27 protein-coding genes are annotated in these 25,237 nt (G+C 43.6%); 3 read left to right on the top strand and 24 right to left on the bottom strand.

Annotated elements, in window-relative coordinates:
• Positions 1 to 4: 4 nt before the first annotated feature.
• Positions 5 to 679, top strand: a complete 675-nt coding sequence (locus AC1DM9_RS08340) for a 2-hydroxy-3-keto-5-methylthiopentenyl-1-phosphate phosphatase (RefSeq protein WP_477579766.1) — start codon at positions 5 to 7, stop codon at positions 677 to 679.
• A complete protein-coding gene (gene mtnB / locus AC1DM9_RS08335) occupies positions 676 to 1,329 on the top strand; it encodes a methylthioribulose 1-phosphate dehydratase (protein ID WP_477509624.1) in 654 nt (217 codons plus the stop codon). The genes AC1DM9_RS08340 and mtnB overlap by 4 nt, the downstream gene beginning before the upstream one ends.
• 190 nt (positions 1,330 to 1,519) lie before the next feature.
• On the opposite strand, the gene AC1DM9_RS08330 is transcribed toward mtnB, so the two are convergent.
• Positions 1,520 to 1,894, bottom strand: coding sequence for a helix-turn-helix domain-containing protein (locus AC1DM9_RS08330; protein WP_477579443.1), 375 nt, complete (start codon positions 1,892 to 1,894; stop codon positions 1,520 to 1,522).
• Between the two features lie 24 nt (positions 1,895 to 1,918).
• Positions 1,919 to 2,563, bottom strand: a complete 645-nt coding sequence (locus AC1DM9_RS08325) for a Type 1 glutamine amidotransferase-like domain-containing protein (RefSeq protein WP_441875338.1) — start codon at positions 2,561 to 2,563, stop codon at positions 1,919 to 1,921.
• Positions 2,564 to 2,809: 246 nt separating this feature from the next.
• On the opposite strand from AC1DM9_RS08325, the gene AC1DM9_RS08320 reads away from it, so the two are divergent.
• On the top strand, positions 2,810 to 3,841 hold the full coding sequence (locus AC1DM9_RS08320) for a MerR family transcriptional regulator (protein WP_477579764.1): 1,032 nt from the start codon (positions 2,810 to 2,812) through the stop codon (positions 3,839 to 3,841).
• 52 nt (positions 3,842 to 3,893) lie between these two features.
• On the opposite strand, the gene AC1DM9_RS08315 is transcribed toward AC1DM9_RS08320, so the two are convergent.
• The 22 genes from AC1DM9_RS08315 to AC1DM9_RS08210 form a co-directional block, all read right to left on the bottom strand.
• Entirely contained in the window at positions 3,894 to 4,574 is a 681-nt protein-coding gene (locus AC1DM9_RS08315) for a DnaD domain protein (RefSeq protein ID WP_076265712.1), read from the bottom strand.
• A gap of 21 nt (positions 4,575 to 4,595) precedes the next feature.
• Entirely contained in the window at positions 4,596 to 5,816 is a 1,221-nt protein-coding gene (locus AC1DM9_RS08310; protein WP_339202846.1) for an acetate kinase, read from the bottom strand.
• Positions 5,817 to 6,752: a 3-hydroxyacyl-CoA dehydrogenase family protein gene (locus AC1DM9_RS08305; protein WP_477509626.1), complete on the bottom strand. Its 936-nt coding sequence runs from the start codon at positions 6,750 to 6,752 to the stop codon at positions 5,817 to 5,819. It lies immediately after the preceding gene.
• An 87-nt stretch (positions 6,753 to 6,839) separates the two neighbouring features.
• A complete protein-coding gene (locus tag AC1DM9_RS08300; RefSeq protein WP_477509627.1) occupies positions 6,840 to 8,333 on the bottom strand; it encodes an AAA family ATPase in 1,494 nt (497 codons plus the stop codon).
• Between the two features lies 1 nt (position 8,334).
• Positions 8,335 to 8,865 (bottom strand): hypothetical protein, encoded by a 531-nt coding sequence (locus tag AC1DM9_RS08295; protein WP_477509628.1) that lies wholly within the window; start codon positions 8,863 to 8,865, stop codon positions 8,335 to 8,337.
• A 114-nt stretch (positions 8,866 to 8,979) separates the two neighbouring features.
• A complete protein-coding gene (locus AC1DM9_RS08290; RefSeq protein ID WP_477579439.1) occupies positions 8,980 to 9,510 on the bottom strand; it encodes a cell wall elongation regulator TseB-like domain-containing protein in 531 nt (176 codons plus the stop codon).
• Positions 9,510 to 10,811, bottom strand: coding sequence for an amidohydrolase (locus AC1DM9_RS08285; RefSeq protein WP_477549425.1), 1,302 nt, complete (start codon positions 10,809 to 10,811; stop codon positions 9,510 to 9,512). Before AC1DM9_RS08285 ends, AC1DM9_RS08290 begins: the two co-directional genes overlap by 1 nt.
• Positions 10,792 to 11,448 (bottom strand): redox-sensing transcriptional repressor Rex, encoded by a 657-nt coding sequence (locus tag AC1DM9_RS08280; RefSeq protein WP_076265706.1) that lies wholly within the window; start codon positions 11,446 to 11,448, stop codon positions 10,792 to 10,794. The genes AC1DM9_RS08285 and AC1DM9_RS08280 overlap by 20 nt, the downstream gene beginning before the upstream one ends.
• Entirely contained in the window at positions 11,445 to 14,351 is a 2,907-nt protein-coding gene (gene dinG, locus AC1DM9_RS08275) for an ATP-dependent DNA helicase DinG (RefSeq protein WP_477549426.1), read from the bottom strand. The genes AC1DM9_RS08280 and dinG overlap by 4 nt, the downstream gene beginning before the upstream one ends.
• A 16-nt stretch (positions 14,352 to 14,367) precedes the next feature.
• On the bottom strand, positions 14,368 to 15,126 hold the full coding sequence (locus AC1DM9_RS08270) for a hypothetical protein (protein WP_477579437.1): 759 nt from the start codon (positions 15,124 to 15,126) through the stop codon (positions 14,368 to 14,370).
• Between the two features lie 77 nt (positions 15,127 to 15,203).
• Positions 15,204 to 15,587, bottom strand: a complete 384-nt coding sequence (panD, locus tag AC1DM9_RS08265; protein WP_076265703.1) for an aspartate 1-decarboxylase — start codon at positions 15,585 to 15,587, stop codon at positions 15,204 to 15,206.
• Entirely contained in the window at positions 15,514 to 16,464 is a 951-nt protein-coding gene (gene panC / locus AC1DM9_RS08260; RefSeq protein WP_477579435.1) for a pantoate--beta-alanine ligase, read from the bottom strand. Before panC ends, panD begins: the two co-directional genes overlap by 74 nt.
• Positions 16,461 to 17,372 (bottom strand): 3-methyl-2-oxobutanoate hydroxymethyltransferase, encoded by a 912-nt coding sequence (panB, locus tag AC1DM9_RS08255; RefSeq protein WP_441961192.1) that lies wholly within the window; start codon positions 17,370 to 17,372, stop codon positions 16,461 to 16,463. Before panB ends, panC begins: the two co-directional genes overlap by 4 nt.
• 256 nt (positions 17,373 to 17,628) lie before the next feature.
• Positions 17,629 to 18,603, bottom strand: a complete 975-nt coding sequence (locus AC1DM9_RS08250) for a biotin--[acetyl-CoA-carboxylase] ligase (protein ID WP_477579433.1) — start codon at positions 18,601 to 18,603, stop codon at positions 17,629 to 17,631.
• Positions 18,604 to 18,655: 52 nt separating this feature from the next.
• Entirely contained in the window at positions 18,656 to 19,933 is a 1,278-nt protein-coding gene (locus AC1DM9_RS08245; protein WP_477549429.1) for a CCA tRNA nucleotidyltransferase, read from the bottom strand.
• Positions 19,934 to 19,963: 30 nt separating this feature from the next.
• Positions 19,964 to 21,130, bottom strand: coding sequence for an N-acetyl-alpha-D-glucosaminyl L-malate synthase BshA (bshA, locus tag AC1DM9_RS08240; RefSeq protein ID WP_441875300.1), 1,167 nt, complete (start codon positions 21,128 to 21,130; stop codon positions 19,964 to 19,966).
• A 64-nt stretch (positions 21,131 to 21,194) separates the two neighbouring features.
• The gene (gene bshB1 / locus AC1DM9_RS08235; protein ID WP_477549430.1) at positions 21,195 to 21,890 is read right to left on the bottom strand and encodes a bacillithiol biosynthesis deacetylase BshB1; all 696 of its coding nucleotides are present in this window, start codon (positions 21,888 to 21,890) and stop codon (positions 21,195 to 21,197) included.
• Positions 21,890 to 22,309 carry a methylglyoxal synthase gene (locus AC1DM9_RS08230; RefSeq protein ID WP_339202866.1) on the bottom strand — a complete coding sequence of 140 codons (420 nt, stop codon included), beginning with the start codon at positions 22,307 to 22,309 and terminating at the stop codon, positions 21,890 to 21,892. The genes bshB1 and AC1DM9_RS08230 overlap by 1 nt, the downstream gene beginning before the upstream one ends.
• A 29-nt stretch (positions 22,310 to 22,338) precedes the next feature.
• Positions 22,339 to 23,145 carry a 4-hydroxy-tetrahydrodipicolinate reductase gene (gene dapB / locus AC1DM9_RS08225; RefSeq protein WP_477549431.1) on the bottom strand — a complete coding sequence of 269 codons (807 nt, stop codon included), beginning with the start codon at positions 23,143 to 23,145 and terminating at the stop codon, positions 22,339 to 22,341.
• Positions 23,146 to 23,150: 5 nt separating this feature from the next.
• Positions 23,151 to 23,693, bottom strand: coding sequence for a tetratricopeptide repeat protein (locus AC1DM9_RS08220; RefSeq protein ID WP_477509639.1), 543 nt, complete (start codon positions 23,691 to 23,693; stop codon positions 23,151 to 23,153).
• A 54-nt stretch (positions 23,694 to 23,747) separates the two neighbouring features.
• Positions 23,748 to 24,083, bottom strand: coding sequence for a nucleotide pyrophosphohydrolase (locus AC1DM9_RS08215; protein WP_076265695.1), 336 nt, complete (start codon positions 24,081 to 24,083; stop codon positions 23,748 to 23,750).
• Positions 24,084 to 24,326: 243 nt separating this feature from the next.
• On the bottom strand, positions 24,327 to 25,196 hold the full coding sequence (locus AC1DM9_RS08210) for a sporulation protein YpjB (protein WP_477549432.1): 870 nt from the start codon (positions 25,194 to 25,196) through the stop codon (positions 24,327 to 24,329).
• Between the last annotated feature and the right edge of the window lie 41 nt (positions 25,197 to 25,237).

The raw sequence follows: 25,237 nt of genomic DNA, 5'->3' as shown, positions 1-25,237 counted from the left end.
TGAAATGAATACAACTAAGAAACGCATCGTGTTTTGTGATTTTGATGGAACGATTACCGTTAATGACAACATTATCGCAATTATTAAACATTTTAATCCAGCAGGCTGGGAAAACATTGCAGAGCGAACGATTGCGCAAGAGATTTCAATTATGGATGGCGTTGGACAAATGTTCCGCCTCCTTCCTGCTTCTATCCAGAAAGAAGTTATCGATTTCAGTATTTCCAATGTACGCATTCGTGAAGGATTCGCTGAATTTCTAAACTATTGCAAAGAGCAGCAGATTGATTTTTACGTAACTAGCGGCGGCATTGATTTTTTTGTTTATCCTATTCTTGAAGCTTTCGACATACCAAAAAATCATATTTATTGCAATGGCAGTGATTTCAGCGGTGAGCAAATTGAGATTTTGTGGCCAAATCCGTGTGATGCTCATTGCACCAACAACTGCGGCATGTGTAAAACAACCATTATGCGTCGTTTCCCTGAAGAGCAATTCGAGCGCATCATTATTGGCGACAGCGTAACCGACTTTGAAGGCGCTAAGCTTGCTGATATCGTCTATTCCCGCTCCCACCTTACGGTGAAATGCAAGGAGCTCGGACTGCCACATCACGAATACGAAACATTCCACGATATTATCAACACTATGAATGCTGAAAGGAAGTCAACAAAATGAGTTTTGAGCAAATTGCTTTAGAAGACAAGCAGCGCGCTTTATCTGAACTTCGCGACGTTAAGGAGCTGTTCGCTTCACGCGGCTGGTTCCCTGGCACCAGCGGCAATTTATCGATCCGTGTAGGCGACTATAACCCCGACGAATTTCAATTCGCTATTACGGCAAGCGGTAAGGACAAAACGATTCATACACCAGAGGATTATTTGTTTGTTGATCAAGATGGCAAGCCATGCGAAACAACACGCTTAAAACCATCCGCTGAAACACTGATCCATTGTGAAATTTACAAATTAACTGGGGCTGGCGCTATTTTCCACGTGCATACCGTATTTAACAGCGTAATCTCAGAGTATTTCTGGGATCGCAAGTCTGTGCCGGTAGATGGCGTTGAGCTGATCAAAGGGTTTAACATTTGGGACGAGGAAGCACACATTGATATTCCAATCGTTTCGAACTTTGCACATATCCCTTCTATCGTACCGGAAATAACGGAGCGTATATTGAAAAACATACCTGGCATCGTGCTGCGCAAGCATGGCATTTACGCTTGGGGAGCAAACGCATTTGAGGCAAAACGCCACCTTGAAGCATTTGAATTTATTTTTGAATATGTATATCGTTTGGAATTGCTGCAGCATGGTAAAGCTTAAGCATTTTCCAGCTTGATCATTTCATTTTTTAGAAGGACTTTCTCCCGCTTCAGCACTTTTTATGTATCAAAGCGCTGATTAGCGGGAGATTTTCCAGCTAGATTATAACCCATCTAAAAACATGACCATCAAAATGATAACTCTTCCTGAATGATATGTAATCTTCGCTCTTCCCCTTCCCGATCAACTGTTATTGGATAACTGATCCTGCAGCATACTCCCGCCTTTCTCTCGACGTTTCATTAATCCAAACCATTAACTCATTTTTGCTAATATAAAATTTCTCACCAACTTTTATGTAGGGGAACATAACGCCAGAAAAGGACCCTGCTGTAGTCAGCTGAATTTGCTCTGTATGAATGATTTGTTTAATTTCATTTTCCGATAAATGCAAATAATTTGCTGCCTCTTCTGTCGTTAGCAAAGGTTTTTCCATGCTTATCGTGATGTCGGACTGTTCTTTATTAGGCACTTCGTTTTTCTCCAAAAACATACAGCCCACTATAAAAGATACTCCGAGAATAAAGCTTGCTGCTATCATTGATTTACCGTTTGAAATAACCATCTTCCTCCTTCGTTGTAAACACACTCACTCTTTTCCATAATAAAAATAAACTTGTCCCGCCGTCTCTGATATCCGTTCATTTTTAAAATAAATGCCAGAAGCATCATCTATCCCATAACCCGTTGACAAGTTGGTTTTGGAAAGTGCAGCCAATAAGTTCTTTTCTTCATCCCATTTTGAAAAATGTGCGCTAATGACGCAATGATTTATTAATCCAAGACCTTTGAGGAAAAGGTGCTCATTCGCTCTGTTGTCGATGGGTGGAATTACACATACATTAGGACTGATTAAGGCGCCAGCCGAAAAACCTGCAACTGGCACGCCTTCTGTGTATAATGCTTTTATTATTGTGCCGAGCTTTGTTTCCACGATATAATCTCGATAAAGCTCAGTATCACCACCGCTTATAATCACTCCTGTAGCTGATTGAAGCTGTTCCAATAAATCGGTTGATGGTGATGCATCCAAGGCGAAATACACAAACTGATCAATATCATGAAAACCTATTTGATCGGTATATTTCGTCATGTATTCTTGCCAACCTTCTTGCTCAATAAATAAGATAACTACTTTGCTTAACCCTTTTGATGCCAGAGCTCCAAATTTTTTTGCTAAGCTTTCATTGAACGGCGCTCCACCGCCAAACAAAAATAAATGTTTATCTGACATAAATATCCTCCTTGTAGTTAATGCTTCAGCGGGATTTAGTCGAATCACTTTTATCGTAACCTAACTATAAACTATTTTTTAAATGTTTTACCATATTTATCTGCTTATATGAGTAAACTCGGAACGATTTGTTGTCTATAACCATCATGTTAAATTCCTCATTTAACATAAAAAACGGAGTCAACTATATTGACTTTAACGTAACGTAAACGTTCATAATGGCAAGAGGAGGTGGCTCTATTGAAGGTGCATGAAGCTGCAAAACAACTCGGTGTCACGCCGCGTACACTTCGTTTTTATGAAGAAAAAGGTCTAATTCATCCATATAAAGCAATAGAGAATAAATATCGCGACTATTCCATTGAGGACGTCATTCGGCTCCGCTGGATCATATCGCTAAGAGAATTGGGCTTATCCGTATCTGCAATACAGGATGCTCTAAACGTGATCAATGAGCCGGACGCTTTTATTCGAAGTGTGGATGGCGCTCGTGCATTGCTGTATGAGCAATGGATCACAGCAACAAAAGCGCTGCAAGCGCTTGATGAAACGATTTCGGCATGGCACAGAAAAGGAGCAGCTGAATTGACACATGCAGAGCTGGCCGCTGAAGAAATTAAACAAAATCGGCTATCGCGAGCCTCTTGGAGCGATCAATGGAATTACGATGAGATAGCGATTCAGCACGGATATAAAGCACCTATCATTACACTTAGCGGTATTCTTTCGGAGGAGCAATACAATATGGCACTGCTGCGAACCGTTGAATGGCTTGATCCGCGGTTCGATGAGCTTGGCTTAGAAATAGGAGCAGGCAGCGGCAATCTCTCCAGCATGCTAGCTGCGGCCGGCACGAAGCTTACCGTTGTCGAGCAATCGACTGAAATGCTCTCGATCATAAGAGAAAGGCTCCCTGCCATTGATGCAAAACAAGGCAATTTGCTCGCACTGCCTCTCGCCCCATCCAGTTATTCTTTTATAGGCTGCAGCTTTGCTATGCATCACTTGAATCGATCACAACAGCTTCTCGCACTAGAAGAAATGGACCGCGTTTTAATAAATGGGGGACGGCTTGTGATTACGGGCTTAATGGATGTGGACTTGGTTGACGATGATAAAATACATTCTGAAGAGATAGAAACAAAGCTTGCCATACCGCCTAACTGGCATCTTTCCTCTGTATCCGAACATCTGAACTGGTTCAACAAACGTGGATATTCCACTGTCATCAACCGGCTTACCCCATATGTTGGTTTACTCTACGCGATCAAACCTTAGCTATATAATAATGTGACCCTTTTACATAAAAAAAAGAGCTAAGCCGCATGGCTTAGCCTCTTCCTCCACGAAATTTTTGCGCATGTGCGCGAGCCTCATCTGCATTCGTTACTCGATTGCGGCTCCACTCGATAAGTATCCGATCAATATAACGCAAGCTAAGCTTGCCCGCAAAGACGGCTTCTTTTAGAGCAAAACGAATAATTTCGTCTGTATATCGATCATGATCAAGCCAACCTGAAATTGTCTCGCATTCTATTGGAGATAATAAGCGTCCAAACTCTTGCTCGAATACACTGAATAAGTCCGATGATGGCGCGGCTTGCTGCTTGACTGGCTGACGCTCTGCCTTTCGCGATTCACGCTTCTGCTCCGCAGTTAACGCAGCTGCCTTAAGCAGCCAGCCTGTCCAGTTATAACGCTCTGACTGCATTCCTGTAGAACTGTCAACGTACTCGTCAATTGTAAGAAAATCTTCTTTCATCAGCCGGCCAAGGGATTGTCCAACTTCTCTAACACTCAGGCCCATCCGCTCAGCCAATTGCTCTGGCGTCGGGAAATCATTCATGTCCGCTTCCATATAAACCATGATTTGCAGGAGCAGCATCGCTTCTGTATCCGACAATTCCAGCTGGCGGTATGTTCGCAGCAGCATCGCCGATACATAAACGCCGCCTTCCTGCAACGCAGCAGCCATACCATGCGAGTAAGCTTTCCATATCTCGTTGTTCACTGCCAGCTGCCTCCTATACGACTACGCCTGTGCAGACGTATCCTTTTGCTTAACTAAGTTATACGTGTCTCTTGCAATGAGGAGCTCCTCATTCGTAGGAACAACTAAAACTTTAATGCGTGAGCTGTCCGTCGTAATCTCACGAATATCTTTGCGACGCTCTGAGTTGCGCTCTTCATCTAGCTCAATACCCAAGAATGAAATGCCTTCGCATATCGCTTTGCGTAGAGCGACAGAATTTTCTCCTACTCCAGCAGTGAACACAATCGTATCTACACCGTTCATCGCCGCGGCATATGCGCCAATATATTTTCTAACTCGGTAAGCATACATGTCAAAAGCAAGCTTTGCGTTTTTGTCGCCTTCAAGCATCGCCTCTGTTACCTCGCGCATATCGCTGCTAATACCGGAAATAGCAAGCATACCGCTATGTTTGTTCAGCATAGAATTTACTTCATTTAAAGTCAATTCCTCTTTATTCATTACAAATGGCACGATCGCTGGATCAATATCTCCGCTCCGGGTACCCATCATAAGACCTTCAAGTGGAGTCATTCCCATACTTGTATCAAAGGACTTGCCGTTCAAAATGGCTGTACAGCTTGCGCCGTTTCCGATGTGGCAAGTAATCATTTTGATTGATTCCAATGGTTTTTGCAAATACTCTGCTGCATGTGCGCTCACATAGGAATGAGACGTGCCATGAAAACCATATCTGCGAACCTTGTGACGACGGTAAAGCACTGTAGGAATTGGATATAAATACGATGTGTTCGGCATGCTTTGATGGAATGCCGTATCGAATACTACCGCTTGAGGTACATCAGGCAAATTTGTTTCTACCGCCAAAATACCCATCATATGCGCTGGGTTATGAAGCGGCGCCAAATCAAACAATCGACGAATCTCGAGCTTAACCTCTTGCGTTACAAGCACTGAACTGCTAAATGCTTCGCCGCCATGAACGATACGATGGCCAACAGCTTCGATTTCGTTCAGATTAGCGATCGCTCCGAACTCCGGGTTGGTAAGCATATTGATAACCTGCTTAACAGCAGCAACATGATCCAATATTTCACTAACTTTACGAACCTCGGGCTTGTCAACTGGTTCATGAGTAACAATCGAAGAATCCATTCCGATACGTTCCACACGTCCGCTTGCCAGAACTGATTCGTCACGCATGTTGTATAGCTGATATTTTAAAGAGGAGCTTCCTGCATTAATTACGAGTACTTTCATTTAAATCCGATCCCCATCCGTATCATATTTGAAGAAGCCGATTCCTGATTTGGCTCCGAGATGTCCAGCGCGCACCATTTTTTTCAGCACGATCGAAGGACGATATTTCAGCTCGCCATACTCGCGGAACATTCTCTCAAGAGCTGCCAACACGGAATCGAGACCGAAACGGTCACACATCTCGAAAGGTCCATGCTGGAAGGAATAACCGATACGCATTGCGCTGTCAATATCCTCAGCCGACGCGACCCCTTCCTCGAGTACATGCAAGGCTTCGTTAATAAATAAGCAAATGAGTCGTGTAGTTACGAAACCAGGAGATTCAAATACCATAACTCCTTTTTTGTTAATAACCTCTTCCACAAAATGTTTCGTTCGTATAAATGTTTCCTCTGACGTCTTCAGACCACGAACAATTTCCACGAGATCAATCTTGGATACTGGATAAATAAAATGCATGCCAATTACGCGGCTCGGCTGCTTCGTAAAGCTTGCTAGCTCAGTTAAGCTTAGAGTAGATGTATTGCTCGCTAAAATAACATTTGGACCGCAAATTTGATCAATTTGTTCAAATACAGCTTTTTTCAATTCCAAATCTTCAGTTATCGTTTCAATAACAAGCTCACAATCCGCTAACTTCTCGTAGCTTGTTGTCGCCTCTATTCTATTCATAATCAGCTTCTTCTCGGAATTCGTGAGCGCCCACTTCTCGATTTGTTTATCCAAGCTTACTTCAATCATTTGTTTACCATAATCTAGGCGATCGTCCGAACGCTCGATAATGATAACATCCAATCCTTTGGAGGCCAGCATTTCCGCGATCCCTTGACCCATCGTGCCTACTCCTACAACTCCAACTGTTTTGATATGCAATGTATTAGCTCCTTTAGTGTGGGGAGAATTCTTCTTAAAACATAATAGAAGTTTTCTCTGCAAAGATAGTTCAATCTTATTATAACGAATTTCATCAAAAAAAGAAGGCGGACGACAACTCCGCCTTCAAATTGTAATATTGTAAACGCTTCATGCTGCTGTATTGGAAGAAAAGAGCTTTCTAAACTCATCTCCGCTCAATGTTTCCTCACGCAGAAGCGTCTGAAGAGACTTGATAAACACTTCTCTATTCGACTCAAGCAGACCTTTTGTTTGCAGCATCAGCTCATCCAAAATGGTTCGATTGATGCTTGCCCATCCATCTTTTGTCATCATCGAAGAATCAATAATGCCAAGATCAGTCAATCCCGATTCCACTAATGTTTTGACTATATTCATCGATTGTTCGAAGTCACCTCTTGATCCAGTGCTCCGATCACCATAAAACATTTCCTCAGCAGCGGCTCCGCCTAATGCAATCATAATTTGACCGTTAAGGAACTGTTTTGTGTACAAATATTGATCCTGCTGCGGATTGTGACGAACATAACCTAACGCTTGACCGCGCGGAGACAAAGCAACCTGTGACACGCTGCCTGGACGCATTAGTTCTGCCATAATTGCATGTCCGAGCTCATGAAGTGCAATCCGTTCACGCTCTTCTTTTGATGCCTCACGATCCGTTTTTTCACCCATCAAAACCTTATCAATAGCCATCGATAAATGCTGTTCAGCGATGGTTTCACTGCTCTCACGCATCGCATAAATCGCCGCTTCATTCATGACGCTCTCTAGCTGTGCACCTGAGAAACCAAAGGATTCACTCGCAATCCGTTCTAAATTCACGCCTGGGCGGATAGGTTTATTTTTCGCATGGATGTTCAAAATATGCAATCTGCCCTTTTTATCAGGAAGCTCAACACCGATGTGCCTGTCAAATCGACCTGGACGGAGCAATGCGCTATCGAGCATTTCCTTACGGTTAGTAGCCGCAATTAACAAAATACGTGGAGATTCATTTGCATAAATACCATCCATCTCGGTTAATAGCTGATTCAAGGTTTGATCATACTCGCGCTGCTGACCGCCATCTCGTTTGCCGCCAATGACTTCAATCTCATCAATAAATATAACAGCGCTGCTTTTTTTCGCTTTATTGGCTTTTGTACGCGCCTCTTTGAATAGGTCGCGAATACGTCCTGCGCCTACACCGACATACATTTCTACAAACTCACTGCCGGATGCAGCCAAATAAATCGAATCAGTATATTGAGCAGCTGCCTTAGCAAGCAGCGTCTTTCCTGTTCCTGGAGGGCCAGACAGCAAGATGCCTTTTAATGGCCGAATACCAAGCTTAGCAATTTGTTCTTGATGAACGAGAAAATCAAGCGCCTCTACAAGCTCCTGCTTGGCACGCTCCTGACCTCCGATTTCCTCAAAGGTGAGTGGTGTCATTTTCTCCTCAGAACGCCGCTTCTGGCTAGACAACGCGGTCAGCTTGCCTCTACCTCGTGCTGCATAAACTACGGCAAAGCCTAACACACCCAGCAATACGATGGGAACAACATTTTGTCCAATATATATAAAAAAAGCAATAAGTACAGGAAGTGAGCCTATCGCAATTTCTTTACCATATTTCATCATATTACCATGCCTCCAATTGGTTTGGCGTGCGTGGCAGGACGATATATTTCACCGCTTCATTATTTTTAATCGTAATATACACATTCGTATCATCCATTTCAGTCGTCACGGTGACATCTTTCATGGATTTTGCTGCTTCTTTCATCGCATCTGGAATATGAGAGTAGGTTTTGCGCTCCATCGCCTCTGCAACTTCAAACATGGAAGCATACCACAGATCTTCAAGCTGCTTATTCGATTTTTCTTCTATATTAAGCTCAAGCTTACGGTCGCCAACTACATCTTTTCCGTTAGCCGCAATACTTTCATAGATGTCCCGGAGATTCGCATCCGGCGTTAATTCAAGAGAAATAGCTACTTTATTGCGATCCATAACTGGTTTTTCTGAAGAAACAATACCTTTAATGCCTTTTGTAACTTTCTCTAATGGAGCTGCTACAGCCACTTGATTATATACAGCCCAGCCTCCGAACAAAACGGAAGCGGAAATTGCAGCAGTAATCACGATTGGTATTACACGTGGTCTCATCATTATGAAAATCCCTCCTGCAATAAATTTATGAACACTCCGTATATCAACACCGCTATACGAAAGTATATCATGAAATTATGCAAGAATCGTCCATCAATAAAAGGAAACGGAGCCTTATGGCCCCGTTTTTGCTGGTAACGTATAAGAATCAATAAATGCACCATCATCAAAACGGTAGAAATCATATCGGTAATGATCAGGCTTTTCACCGTCATTATAATAGATCTCCCACACCGTTTTGTCATCAAGCAGACCCGGCTGAATTCTCTTTATTTCTGCCAATGGCCTCTTGCTGATGAAATCATCTTTGAGTGACTTCTCAGAAATGCCTTCCGTCGTTCTCATGATAACTGGTTGTTGCTTCTCAGTCAGCCATACGTATACATGTTCATCCTGTTGATTAATACCTTCAACGACCCAACTGTTTTTTTGCCATATATGATGATGTACCTTTTCTATCTCGATAAGATCAGCTGCTTTAGTCGCTTGTTCCTTCGCCGCATTAATTGCTGTCCACTCAGGGGACTGAACTTCACGGAAATAGATAAAGGAAACGGTTAGAAGCAGCAAGAGGAATGCTGTAATTAACAACAACCATCGCTTAAGTGTCATAAACGGCTTTCGTTTCCTTGCTGTTGCTCGCATTAAGCTTGCAGCAAGCGATCAAAGCTCGCTTGTGCCTCGTAACGAATTTTCTCCTCATCAAGCCAAGTGCATTCGCCGTTTTTCAATACTTGTCTTCCATCAATCCATACATGCCGCACATCGCGGCCTGAACCTGAGTAGACCAAATGTGATACGATATCCGTCTGAGGGTAGAAATGCGGCTGTTCAATATCAATAGCGATGAAATCTGCCTTCATGCCTACTTTTAGACTACCAAGGCTCTTCTCTTGCCAAATGGATTTTGCCCCATTCACTGTACCAAGCTTCAATGCTTCCAAAGCAGGGATAGCAGTAGGATCTCCAGATACACCTTTATGAAGCAAAGCCGCGAATCGAATTTCCTCAAATAAATCAAGATTGTTGTTGCTTGCCACACTATCTGTTCCAAGCGATACCGTAACACCTGCGCGAATCAAATCAGGAACACGTGCAATGCCGCTAGCAAGCTTAAGATTGCTTACAGGATTATGTGAAACCGCAACTCCTTTAGCAGCAAGCAGCTCGATCTCAGCATCATTCAGATGTACGGCATGCGCAACAAGTGCAGGACGTGAGAAAAAGCCTAAACGATCCAAATGTTCGACCGGACGAAGTCCATAATCACGCACGTTTTGCTCAACTTCCGCTATCGTTTCCGACATATGCGTGTGCAAAGGCAAATCAAAATCATGAGCTGCTTGTACAAAACGTTCAATATATGCTGGTGGACATGTATAAGGCGCGTGTGGAGAAATCATCGTGGTTATGCGTCCATCGGCTTTCCCGTTCCAATCACGGGCAAAAGCAATTGCCTCAGCAAGCTTAGCTTCCTGTACATCTGGTGGACATAGTCCGATAACGCCTCTTGTCAAAACACCGCGGATACCGCTTTGCTCAACCATTTGAGCAACTTGATCCATGCGATCATACATATCAACAAAAGCTGTTGTACCTGATTTCAGCATTTCTACGATCGCTAGAGAACTTCCTGCACGTGTATCTTGATCAACATATTTGCCTTCCATTGGCCACATTTTCTGTTCCAGCCAAACCTGCAAATTCTGATCATCGGAATATCCGCGAAGCAAGCTCATCGCCGCATGTCCGTGAGTATTAATAAGTCCTGGCATAAAAGCCAGCTTGCTGCCGTCTATTTTTTGCACCGTATCAGAAAGCTGTTCAGGAACAGCCGTACCTATATAACTAATCCGATCATCGGATACAACCATATGTCCTCTAAATGATGGATTTTCGTCATCCATCGTTATAAACAAACCATTTTCAATCCAAATCTGACTCATCCTGCGTCTCTCCCTCTTTGGCTAAATAATAGGCTAAGCTAAGCAATTCCCTTGTGAAATCAGCATTATGTATTCGCATTTCATCCGGTACTCGTAGAATAGCAGGGGCAAAATTCAATATTCCTTCTATGCCTGCTTCGACAAATTGATTAGCTACATTTTGTGCTTCAAATGCTGGAACGGTAATGATGCCGATCCGAATATTTTGCTCTGCAACCGTTGCAGCAAGCTCGCTCATCGGCATTACAATCAAATTATTAATGCTCGTTCCAATTTTGCTCGGATGTACATCGAACACGGCGGTAATCTGCATATTATCCTTGGAGTATTTATTGTAATTGCATAAGGCATGACCTAGATTGCCGGCTCCAACCAACGCAACCTTTATCGTCTGATCAACCTTCAAAATTTGACGTATCTTCTCAATTAAATATACAACATCGTAGCCTACGCCCTTCCGTCCAAACTCTCCGAAATAAGCGAGATCTTTACGAATTTGAGCAGGATTTAAATCAAGCTTTGTGCCTAAATCCTGCGAAGAAATGGTCTGAATCTCACGATTAAGCATTTCATTTAGTACTTGCAAATAAACGGGAAGCCTTCTGACGACAGCCTCCGATATTTTCGTTTGCTTCATCGTTTTTCCTCCTCTTCGCTAGACACAGCTTGATTTTCCTGCGGCAATGCTGCATTTTCATCCGTTAACCATTCTCTCATTCGCACGACCATTTGATCCATATGCATCGTTTCGATTTTTGGTCCTGGCAGTGAATATAAGAAGTGTTTACCGTAGTAAGTGTCGATTATTCTAGTATCATATATGATTACGATCCCTTTGTCTTGTGAAGTCCTTACTAGACGCCCAAAGCCTTGTTTAAAGCGAATGACGGCTTGGGGAATCGACAATTTCATAAAAGGATTTTGTTTCTGCCGCTGCAGCATCTCAGCTTTTGCTTCCACTAAGGGATGGTTAGGCGGTTGGAATGGCAAACGAACGATGGCAAGGCAAATCAGAGCTTCTCCGGGTATATCTACACCTTCCCAGAAGCTGCTCGTGCCAAGTAAAACGGACTCTGGCGTTTGACGGAAACGTCTTGTAAGCTTCGTGCGATTGCCGCTGTCTATTCCTTGTCCTAGTACTTGAATTCCTGCAACGCTTAAAAGCTCTTTAAGCGGCTCGTAGACCTGCCTCAGCATGCGATAGGACGTGAACAGCACTAGCATTCTGCCCTTCGTTTCCTTTGCAGCATCAGAAAGCGATTTTACAAGCATATCCAAATAGGTGTCATCTACAGCTGCTCCCTTGAGTACTGGGAAGTTGCGTGGAATGACAACTAATGCCTGCTCCCGGTAATTAAACGGAGAAGGCAATTGAACGGTTTTAAGCCTGCCCTGCTGTTCATATCCAGTTAACCCAAGCTGCTCCTCCGCGTATTGAAAAGATTTTTGCACAGATAACGTTGCAGAGGTTAATACGATACTTTCTTTGACATCAAAAAAATATTTTTGCAGCTGAGCGCTTACATCTACTGGCACACCGTATAGCTGCACAGATCTGTAGCGGTATACGCTGCTTGCTTCAATCCAAAACACAGAGTCCGCAAGCTCTAAGGTGATAAACGTTCTAAGCTCATCCTTAAGTCGAGACAAATCACGTACCGCGCCATTTAAATCCGTTATTATCGCTTGAACACCGGAATCGTCAACACGGTCTTTAATATCGGTAACCATTTTATCGACGGTTCGAATGACTCGGTTGAGTTCAGTGTGGATATTTCCTTCAACCGTAACACCGTCCTCCCAGCCTGCTGGAAGCTCGTTTTTCTTAAGGCGGCATACCGACTGACCATTCTCAGTTGGTCCATCCGATGAAGTTGAAGTAAAGCTATAAAACATTTCAAACAGCTTATCCCAGTGCTCCTTAATTTCTTGGAAAATAGGAATAACGGTATCAATCGTCTCTAACCAGGAAGCTTGATGTGCGTCATCCTCATACATAAGCTTCTGGCGAAGCCCAGGCAATAATCCAGAGCGCGCATCTTTATAAAGCCGAAGAACAGCCTGCGTCAAAGAGAAGTAGTTAATTTGCATACCTAGATGCTTGCCTGCAACCTCTTCCACATGATGTGCTTCATCAATAATGAGATGAGTATAGGAAGGCAATAAACGATGATCTGCTTGAACATCCGTAAATAACATTGAATGATTCGTTATCGTAACATCAGCAATGTTTGCTTCATGCTTCGCGCGATGATAAAAACATCTTTTGAACCAAGGACAAGCTCGATTTAGGCATGAATCCGTATCGCTCGCTACCGTAGACCAAAACTCAGCACCCTTGTTGCCGAAGTTAAGCTCTTCCTGATCGCCAGTTTCCGTTTCTCCAAGCCATACGACCATTTGAGCAGCTGTAACCGTATCCTCAATCGGCGATACAAGATCTTTTGTGTTGATTTTACCTTCAAATTTGCGCAAGCATAAATAATTCCCTCTGCCTTTAAAGATCGAAGCTCTAAACTCAAATGGCAGTATTTCTTCAAGCAATGGCAAATCGCGTTGACGAAGCTGCTCCTGCAAATTGATTGTATGCGTACTAACGACAACTTTTTTGCCGTTCTGAATGCCATAATAAAGCGCAGGAATTAAATAACCAAGCGACTTCCCTGTTCCTGTCCCTGCTTCTATAAGTAAATGCTGATTCTGATTTAGAGCGCTGTACACCTCTTGAAACATGGCTACCTGCGCTTCTCTTTCCTCATAATTCTCAAATTTCTGTTCGAAGCGTTGTCTTACATCAGCTAAATAATTGTCAAATGAAACATCTGTTAATGGCAGCACACTTGTGCCGCCTGAACGCGGAGGCTGTTCATCGCTCCATTCGCGAACCTTCAATGCAAATTGATTAAAATAGTCATATTCATTCGATTCGAATACAGTACTATATTCCATCTGCTGCCCAGTATGCTTAATAAACCAGCTCAAATCGCTGCCGTCATCTACAAGCGTGGAAAGCCGCTGCAAAGTAAGCAGCGGCAATTTGCGAAGCTTTTTTACCGTTTCAATTAGCAATAGCGCAGTTGCATTTGCATCGCTGTCCGCGCGGTGATGTTGATCATGTGGTATTCCAAAGAGCTCAGAAACAGCTCCAAGCTGATACGTATTAATTGTAGGATATAAAATTCGTAATAATTCAATGGTATCCAGCCTGCGTCCTGCAAAAGGACGCCGACCGCATCGTGCTAATGCTTGGTTTAAAAAACCGGCGTCAAAGCCAACGTTATGAGCGACCAAAACGGCATCATCCAATAACGGAACCAGCCCTGCAATAACCTCTTTGAGAGTTGGGGCATCCGCAACGACCGTTTCATCTATGCCTGTTAATTGTGTAATGAAGGCCGGTATCGGGATATTAGGTCGAACAAAGGAGCTATACGTATCGATAATTTCAAGCTCCTCTGAAACGATGACTAGCCCAACCTGCAAAATATCATCATCCGAGCTGTGTCCCGTCGTTTCTAAATCCAATACTGCAAATTTCATTTATTCCCCGATCCTCTCACAAACAGCACAGCTCCGTGCTTCCGAAATATAACGATAAGTGCTTGGGTGTTTCTTGACATGATTTCAAATTGTTTAACGGATCCTTGAAGCTGGGACAGACCTCATAAGCTTTCATAAATAATTGCTCTGCTTGTGCCAAATTCATTTGCACCGCTTGAATGCATCCTAGCGCATTATAGCCCATTGCAAGCCATTTGGGGAAGTCCGTCAATACAATCAGCAATTGAAAATGCCGCTGAGCTTCACTCCAGTTCTGGAGGTGCATCTGAGTCATGCCCAAAAACAGTCTAGCCAAATTACATTCCGGCGATTGTAGAATAGCCGCTTGAAATTGCACTGCTGCTTGCGAAAACATAAATAGCTTGTAGTAGCCCTGCCCTTTGGAGATGACCGCAGCAAGCTCGTCCGAGATTTCAAAATCTGAAGTTGGACTGCTGACTGCGATACTTACAGGTACACTTGATTGAACCGCCCCTTCTGGGGCTTGTTCCTGAACTTGCGATACTGCTGCTTGATCGCCTTGCTGCTCCTTGAACTCAGAAAACTTCTCTTCAAATTCAAGCCATTGTTCAATAAATGTGTCACTTACTTTTTTGAGCTCAAGCATTTGCTGTTCGAACTGCTGCTTTTCACTTGCACCTGCACCATCGTACTGTTCAATAATTTGATCAAGCATTTCGTTCATGGATGAAAACATATGCTGGAACATACCGCATCCCGCCTTCGCCAAAGAATTAAGGAGTGTTATGTTCATTTTTTGTTTCAACGCCGCTTTTCATACAGCATCCCATTCGTTACATAATACAGGGATTAACGTAGTGAAAGATCAAATTACAGGATTGTCGCGTGCAGCTCTTCGTTTAAAATGGTCAAGGGGCGATTGTTCGCATCCAAAATCGTTACAATCGGTTTGTGTGCTTTAGCATCAGCGTCAGTCATCATCGCATAAGAAATGATAATCACCTGATCACCTGGCTGAACTTGTCTTGCGGCTGCGCCATTTAAGCAAATTACACCAGATCCGCGTTCACCTGTTATGACATAAGTCTCAAAGCGAGCACCATTATTATTGTTAACGATTTGAACTTTTTCATTTTCCCATATGTTAGCCGCATCCATCAAATCTTCATCAATTGTAATGCTACCGACATAATTCAGGTTCGCTTCCGTTACTGTTGCCCGGTGCAACTTGGATTTCATCATCGTTCTGAACATGCTGGTTCACCTCCGCAGTCTGTAATATCCGATTATCTATAAGCCTTGTTGCGCCAAACTTTACAGCTAATGCCAAAATTAACGGTTGCTGAATCGTATTTAATAAAACTTTTGCATCCAGCACCTGCAGGGATGGATAGTGAAGCAGCTCCACATAATCAATTACAGCTTCACTCGCTTTCACCAATTGCAGCTTCACTTTAGCCTCCAGCCGCTCAGCCGTCATATCAGGCTCATTCATCCAGTCGGAAGCCTGCTGCAGCGTTTTGGACAATACGACTGCCTGCTCACGCTGCTCCGCATTAAGAAAAACGTTTCTTGAGCTTAAAGTAAGACCATCTGGTTCTCGAACGATTGGACTTGGCACTATTTCCACTGGAAAATTAAGATCTCCAACCATTTGCTGAATGACAGCAACCTGCTGAGCATCCTTCATGCCAAAATAAGCACGATCAGGAGCAACCAAATGAAACAGCTTGCTAACTACCGTTCCCACTCCGTCAAAATGTCCAGGTCTGGAAGCGCCGCATAAACGATCCGTTACCTGATTGACAATGACCATTGTCAGCGGCTTATTCGGATACATTTCTTGAACGGAAGGAATAAACACGATGTCGATCCCGCATTCTTCTGCAAGCGCAAAATCACGCTTCTCATCTCGTGGATACCGATCCAAATCTTCATTAGGTCCAAATTGCAGTGGATTAACAAATATGCTAAGCACAGCGGTATCATTTTCGGCATGTGCTTGGCGCATTAAGGAAGCATGACCTTCATGCAAATAACCCATAGTTGGCACAAAACCAATGCTTTTATTTCCCTTGCGCACAGCAGTTAACTGCTGCTTTAGCTCAGCTTTCGTGCGGCAAATGATCATTTCAATTTGACCTCCTTATTCGCGAGGTCCTTATTTTCAGTTATGTTAAGATTGCTGCTCTCAGAGGAGCCACCATACAAAGAAGGAATATGGGCAGGTTGTGCATTAAATACATGCTCTTCTTCAGGAAACTGGCCTGTTTTCACATCGTCTACATAAGATTGGATCGCATTTCTAATGGTTGTTCCAATATCTGCATAGGTTTTTACGAATTTTTTCTCAAAATAAGGAGATGAGTATTGCAAAATATCATGATATACAAGCACTTGGCCATCGCAGCCGCGACCTGCGCCAATTCCGATAATCGGAATGGAAAGCATTTCGCTGATCATTGTAGCGATTGGTTCAGTTACTAGTTCAAGAACGATACTGAAAGCACCTGCTTCTTCCAGCGCCTTCGCATCTTTCACTAGCTGCTCCACTTCGGCATCTAATTTACCTTGCACTTTGTACCCGCCAAGCTGATGAACCGATTGTGGCGTCAGGCCGATATGCCCCATAACAGGTATGCCTGCTTTGACAAGCGCGGATACATCAGATGCAATTTCAACGCCACCCTCCAGCTTTACAGCCTGAGCACCGCCTTCTTGCATAATTTTCGCAGCATTGCGCAGTGTTGCTTCACGTCCAATGCCATAAGTCATGAAGGGCATATCAGCAACGATAAACGTTTGCTGGGCACCCCTAGCAACTGCTCTTGTATGATAAACAATGTCATCAATGGTTACCGGGATGGTAGTCTCATATCCAAGTACAACGTTCCCGAGTGAATCTCCAACCAAAATGACATCAATTCCAGCTTCTTCAGCAAGCTTGGCTGAAGGATAATCGTAAGCTGTCAAAACGGAAATCGCATTGCGGTCCTGCTTCATCTTCTTAATTTTTGTAATCGTCAGTCGTTTCCTCATCAGCTTTCATCCTCCCGTTCAATGATAGGATAAACACAAAAAAACCTTTTAGCCGCTGCCAAAAAGGTCCCCAAACTGAAAAGGAAACGTTTGCTTGTTGTGCTTCCTTCTGTCTCGGTCCCTACGGCTCAGAGCAGAGTGTGCATTCCCAACCATTTACATCGTATTTTTTATCATCAGTGCAGCTTCCTTAGAATACCGCCTGATGACTTTAGTTTACCAAACTTTCTTCATTACGTAAACGACTTGTAATGCGTTATAGAGGTTCGCCCATCTCTGCAGAGAAAACAGGCTTAATGGAGCCGTCCTCCAGTTGAATGCGAATAGCTCCGCTCTCTTCTAGTCCAATCGGAACTCCAACCAATTCGCCTTGTGGGGTTGTAAGGCGCACCGTTTTGCCCAAAGATACGGACAAAGCTTCCCATAACGTTACAATCGGGCTAAAGCCTTGCTCCTGATAGAGGAAATACAACTGCTCCCATTCCTTCAGAAAATCAGCAATAACTTCTTCTCTTGACCATTTTTGCTGACCGCTGATGCGAAGTGATGTTGCTTTCTCCAGCAATTCCACTGGGTAATCAGCTTCTTCTAGATTTACGCTAATACCTATCCCTGCAATAACATATCGAAGTCTTTCGTCTTCTGCGGCTGATTCAAGCAAAATACCGCTAATTTTTTTACCTTCAATTAGCAAATCATTGGGCCATTTAATTCCAATTGGCAGCCCAGTTAAACGCTTCAGGCTGCGGCATAACGCTACCGCTGTCAATAAGGTAAGCTGCGGTGCAAAATGAATCGGTACGGAAGGACGCAGCACCATGCTCATCCAAATGCCTTTGCCGCGCGGCGAGATCCATCCTCGTCCCATTCGGCCGCGGCCTTTAACCTGCTGCTCAGCAACGAATAAGGTACCCTCCAAGGTGCCTTCTTCTGCTGCAGCACGAGCAAGATTTTGAGTGGATTCCACCGTTTCAAAATATTGAATATGCTGTCCAAATATGTTGCCTTGCAGCTGATTTTCAAGTTTCTCTACAGACAGCATGTCCGGTATGCTTAGAAGTCGATAACCAAGACGTCTTGAAGCTTCAAATTGATAACCAGCCGCTTCAAGCTTGCGAATATGCTTCCATATCGCTGTTCTGCTGACGCCGAGCTCTTGGCTAATGTTTTCTCCGGACACATATTCACCTGGTTTGTCTACAAACAATTGAAGCAAGAGCTCCTGATTCATCTGCGCGTGCCTCCTCAAATAATGCAAAACAATCTGCTGTGAATGTTATTGTTCATCGCTCGAGCGACGCTTGCTCAAGCAAAACATTTCGTTCATTCTCAATCTCACCGAGTGCTGTTAGCAATAGTAATTTGCTTAATGTTTCACTAACCCATGGTCCAGCATCTCGTTGCAAATGATTTGTTAGATCCTTGCCGGTCACTTTAAGCTGCTTAAGTGATGAAACGGTCAATAAATCAATCCAGTTCTCCAAACGTCTTAGAAACGCAGCAGTGAAGGCTAGCTCTTGCTTCTCTAGCGTTCGCATAACATGAATCCATTCGCCGCAAATCCCTTTTCCATAACGAATGACAAGGCTTAACCAGCTCGAGTGAAGCTCACGCTCATTAGTTTGCGTCGAGACAACTAGCATTTCTTTATGTATCGCTACAATTGTACTTATGGTCTTACTGCGCGTATTTGAAAATTTCAACACTTGCAGCGCCTGCTGCGCTGCCTCAACAGATAAATGCAACCCTATTGCCAGTGCCGCCCAGCGAGAATCAACAGCTGTCAGCTCATGCAAGCGAGAATAAATCGTTTGTGCTTGGTCTCCGTGTCCCATCTCTTTCAGCGATAACAATGTTTCTTCATGAAAGGACTCCTTCAAATGAAACAAAAGTCCGCTTGCGGCAACAAAATGCAGCGCTCTTTGCGGAGCAGTTCCAGCTACCATTTTATCTAGCTCGACTTGCACACGCTCCATCGCAATATAATTTAACAGCTCGCGATAACGAATGACTGCTTTCCATGTTCGCAGCGAAGGAGTGAGCCTGTAGACGCCAATAAATCTGACCGCTCTTAACATACGAAGCGCATCCTCTTGAAAACGTGCGTTCGGATCGCCGACTGAGCGAAGCCTCTTGGACTGCAAATCATAAATTCCGCCATATGGATCATAAAGCGTACCATCGCTATAAAGCGCCATCGCGTTCATCGTAAAATCACGGCGCAGCAAATCACCGTCAAGTTCGGTAATATAAAGGACACTTTCTGGCTTGCGATGATCCTCATATGCAGATTCTTGCCTAAACGTCGTCACTTCATATGTGATGTTGTCTTGTATAACCGTTATCGTGCCATGCTGCAAGCCCGTTGGTATGCATCGCTCAAACAGCTCAAGCACCTGCTCTGGACGAGCAGATGTAGCGATATCAACGTCTTTGATTGGTATATCTAAATACGTATCACGAACTGCGCCTCCCACAAAAACGGCTTCGAAATGATGCTCTCGAAGCCGCTCAATGATAGGCAATGCAGCTATGATCGGTGTTGATAATGAAAGCTGCATGTCATACACCTCTTCTTGCAGGGGAAATGATTAGCTATCGCTGCAAACAGCGATTGGCAAATCTGCCTCTATGCCGAGTACCCGATAATAGATCTGCTCATATTGTGTTGTAATTACGTCATTACAAAACTCGTTTCTTGCTCTAAACATACAAGCCTGCTTAAACTGCTCATGCAGCTTCTCATTCGTAAGCAGTCTTTCCGTATTTTTAGCCATATCTTCGACATCGCCGATCTCTGACAAAAATCCAGTTTCTCCATGGGTAACAAGCTCCGGAATACCACCAGCGTTAGAACCAATAGTTGGAACGCCGCAAGCCATTGCCTCAAGCGCAACAAGCCCGAAGCTTTCTTTCTCTGATGGAAGCAACAGCACATCTGCCATTGAAATGACTTGTGCAACATCCTCTTGCTTGCCCAGAAAATGGACACGGTCTTCAAGACCAAGCTGGCGAATGCGGCATTGAATTTTTGAGAGCTCAGGTCCTTCACCGACTAAGAGAAGTTTCGAAGGAACCTTCTCGGAAACGCGAGCAAATATTTCAACTACATCCCCAACCCGTTTAACCGGACGGAAATTAGATATATGCATCAAAATTTTCTCATTAGGAGCCGCATAATCAGCTCGCAAGGAAACCGCATCGCGTGGATAATAAACACGTTTATCAACAAAATTATAGGTTAAATCAATTGGTGTCGTAATATCAAGCAGTTGTCTAGTCTCTTGAATCAGATCCTTTGAAACGGCAGTTACAGCGTCGCTTTGATGGATCGCAAGACGAATTAAAGCTTTTAACGATTCATCCTGAGCCAGCACCGTTATGTCCGTGCCATGCAGCGTTGTGACCGTTTTTAAGCCATCGCCATTCATCTGCTTCGCCAAATAGGCGCAAACCGCATGAGGCACCGCATAATGGACATGAAGCAAGTCAAGCTGCTGCATTTTTGCTACCTGTGCCATCTTGCTTGCTAAAGCTAGATCATAAGGCGGGTAACGAAACACATAATAATCATTAACTTCTACCTCATGATAAAAAATATTTTTATTAAAGTGTCCTAATCGAAAAGGAATACTGTGTGTAATAAAATGAATTTCATGACCACGTTCTGCCAGTAATTTACCTAATTCGGTTGCAACTACGCCCGATCCGCCCAAGGTAGGATAACAGGTAATACCAATCTTTAATTTTCTCGCCACTGTTGTCGCACCTCCTGTGTTCGTTACGTATAACTATTGTATTACACAAGAGCTGTACGAATTGTCAAAAATATTGTATGGCGTGAGGACGCTTAATTGCGAAACCCTCTGCATATGCCCAGCCTCTTGCTTGTCCAAGCAATGAATCACGTGCTTCTACTCGTTCTATGTAATTATTCGTTAATGGCGTAGCCACTCGGTCGGAGCCTGCTGCCGCATCGAATTGTGAACGGTAAGCAAGCAGCGCGTTTCTTTTGGTTGCTTGAAAATCACTAATATCAACGGTTAACGATACTTGATCCACATCATTTATATAGTAATAAATAAGCTGTGATACCTGTACGGCAGGCAGCTCCGGCATATAGCGGCGCAGCTTGGCGTTAAACACAGCTTCTTCAATTAATCTACTGCAAGCCACATGATCGGGATGACGATCTACCCAGTAAGGGGCAAATACAACCCGCGGCTTAAAATAACGAATTTCTGCTACAATACGTTCGATTTGATCGCGTGAAGGCTCCAAACCCCGATCAGGCAAACCCAAATTAGTACGAGCCTGCAGTCCAAGCACTTTGGATGCTTGATCCGCTTCTTGTTTCCTCAGCTCAACCGTTCCGTTTGAAGACATCTCTGCCATCGTTAAATCACATATGCCGACCTTAAAGCCAGCTTGTACATGTTTGGCGATGGTACCGCCCATTCCAATTTCAGCATCATCCGCATGAGCGCCAAAAACGAGAATATCGAGTTCTGTCGTCATTATTCAATACCTGGTTTATATTTATGGACAAGCTCTCGCCATGCAAAATCACCGCGTTCAAGTGCTTTAACCAGCAGTTCAGCAGACGCTACGTTAGTAGCAACCGGTATGCCTTGTACATCGCATAAACGCAGCAAAGCAATAATATCCGGCTCATGAGGTTGTGCCATTAATGGGTCGCGTAAGAAGATAATTAAATCCATTTCATTTTGGGCAACCATCGCACCGATTTGTTGATCGCCGCCGAGCGGGCCTGACATGAACCGATGAATGGACAAGTTCGTTTGTTCCATTATCCGTGTTCCCGTCGTGCCAGTAGAGTATAGCTTATGCGGTACAAATACTTTCTCATAAGCGATTACGAAATTAACGATTTCTTCCTTCTTCCGATCATGCGCAATAAATGCAATATTCAACATGCGGTTCCCCTCTCCTGCTGCCTAATAATCTAATCCATAATATGTTCAAATCCGTAAATTAAACCGCTGTATGTCATTACCTTCTTCACAGCCACGTTTACACCAGGCATATAGCCTGCGCGATCATAGGAATCATGACGAATTTTGAGCGTTTGTCCATGGCCGCCAAACACAACCTCTTGTTGAGCAAATACACCAGGAAGTCTAACGCTATGTATACGGAATCCGTTGTAATAGCCGCCGCGCGCACCTTCAATGACTTCTTCCTCATTCGGGTTGCCCTGTCGGAACTCTTTTCGCACTTGTGAGATCAACTCCGCTGTTTTTATGGAAGTCCCCGAAGGTGCATCCAGCTTTTGATCTCCATGATATTCAATAATTTCAACATGAGGCAAATATTTTGATGCTTCTGCAGCGAACTTCATCATCAGAATCGCACCGATGGAGAAGTTAGGGGCGATTAAACCGCCGATTCCTTTTTCGAGGCAAAGCTCGTCCAGCTCCACGATCTGTTCAGGCGTAAAACCCGTTGTCCCCATAATAGGACGTACTCCYAATTCAATTGCCGTCTTCGTATGGCCATATGCCATCTGAGGAATGGTGAAATCAACGAGTACATCGGCTTGAGTACCTTGAAGTGCTTCCTCAAGTGTTGCACTGACTATAACTCCAGTATTTGCTTTCCCTGCAAATATACCCGCATCTACAGGACCAGCAGATGGAGCGACGGCCGCCACCAATTGAAGCGACTCGTCCTCCAGCACCATTTTTACAACTTCGCGTCCCATTCTTCCACTTGCACCAGCTACTGCCACGCGTATTTTTTGTGTCGTCATCTTTATCACCTGTTCCTTTTTCTTTTTGCATCCAATTGAAATCGCAGCATACGCCTCTTACGATTAACGTCAGCAAAGAGCCTTCTCGCTGCCGAATGGCTGGGATCGAGCCTCATTGCTTCCCTCGCATGAATAACCGCTTTATCGTATTGGCTAAGCGATGCATACAAAACGCCAAGCGTATAAAATGCATCGAAGCTTAATGGGTCAAGCAGTGCTGCTCTCTCAAGTAACGGTGCTGCCTCATGGAGCTCAGGCGGTACTTTGGCCAGCAAAAAATTAGCCTCCGCTTGCAAAATTCCGGCTTCTACGGTTTGAAGATGATATCTATATTCCGCAAGCTCGGGCGCAAGCCTAACGGCTGATTCTGCATGCTGCTTCGCTTTTGTCCATTTACCGCTTCGTGCGCAAGATACGGCGCATGTATGATAATAGAATGCATTTTCCGGTTCAACCTCAATGGCTTTCTCAAACCAATATATCGCTTGCTCGAAATCACTATTAAAGATGAATTCATAAGCCTTTTTCATGCAGCTCTCTCCATCCATCCGCCCATCCTCCTTGTACACAGGTTGATGGTACAGCATATGTATGGAGCTTGTTTACTGTTCGGTTATTTTCTTCGTCCACCGATTCGCATCGCGCGTAGTGAATTTATGCATAACCTTATTATGCGCTTCGGTTAAATCTATATTGAGGGAATTAGCGAAGCAAGAAAGAATAAATAAAATATCACCAAGCTCCATTTCAACGGAATTATCCGCTTCATCGGCTTTTTTAGGTTTTTCGCCGTAGAAATGGTTTACTTCACGAGCAAGCTCGCCCACTTCTTCGGACATTCTAGCCATCAAAGCAAGAGGACTGAAATAACCTTCTTTAAATTGAGAAATATAATCATCAACTTCTCGCTGAATATCTGATAACGTTTTTTCCGACATCTGTACATTTCCTTTCTGTCGATAGCTATACATTCATATGTTAACTTAAAGACGCAAATAAAATCAATGTTTTTAAATTGCTTTCTTTAGATAGCAAAAAAGTCGTCTATTGCAACATTCTGCAGCAACTAATTTGGCTGCTAAAAATAAATGTGCGCAATATCGACTTTCATGTCTTTATTCTAATCATTGCTTCAAAAAAACAATGCATTTACATATCATTTAGGATCTATCATCTACCCATTAGGAAATAGGCTTGACTCCAAAAGGATTTTCTTTATATTTTCTCCAGCCTGTGTAAGTAAGAATGGCTGAAATAAATGCGCCTAATAAAAGTGTCCAGCGCAAAGGATTCGAAATAGGCACTGCTGCGACAACGGGAACATCCGCTTCTAAATGATTCTGATTAAACATTCGAGTGAGTGTATCCTTTAGTTCCTGCACTGATCGATTAATGCTGGCGACATTATTTTTATCTTTGCGAGATGCTTCCAGCAGTCGATTCGTATACTGAATTCGCTCCATCAACTCTGTTTCATGCTTGCTCCCGTACATCATACTGACAGCAGGTTTAATACGATCTGCATGTTTTTCCAAGCTTATCATTACAGCTCGTGCTGCTATAGCTCCATCATCAGTTTGGCGCTTCCAAGCTTTTTCCACACGCGAAATATCATCCAGCATAATCTTCTCATATTGTAGCCACAAGGCATTATTAGGCCTTGCAAGAGCATCAGCAGTTAATTTAATTCGGGCTGCCTCTACAAACCAGCTTGTCCCAAGTGAGCCTTTAACGAGCGTTTTCTCAATTGTATTGGCATCTCGTTCAACAGCTTGCCACCCTTCGGCATTACCAGCTGCATATTTAAGCTCTCCATCAACCAATTGCTGAAGCTGTTGGACATATTGATAAGCTGCTTGTCGATTATTTGTATAAGCTGCTTCATATAATGAGCTTGCAATATTATCCATCCGTTGAACCTGTTTACTTGGATCTGACGTCAGCCGGGACGCAAAAGCTTGAAGACTAGCTCCGCTGCCCCAGACTAAATTAGCATAACCTATCGTCATGACGATACATACGACGAATGGAATAATAAAACGTATCTTCATGGACATCCCCCCATAATACAACTTATGAAGGGATGTCCATC

This window comes from Paenibacillus sp. 01T431 (assembly GCF_056398625.1).
Note: the sequence above shows the minus strand (reverse complement) of the source record. Positions and strands in the feature narration are given on the sequence as shown.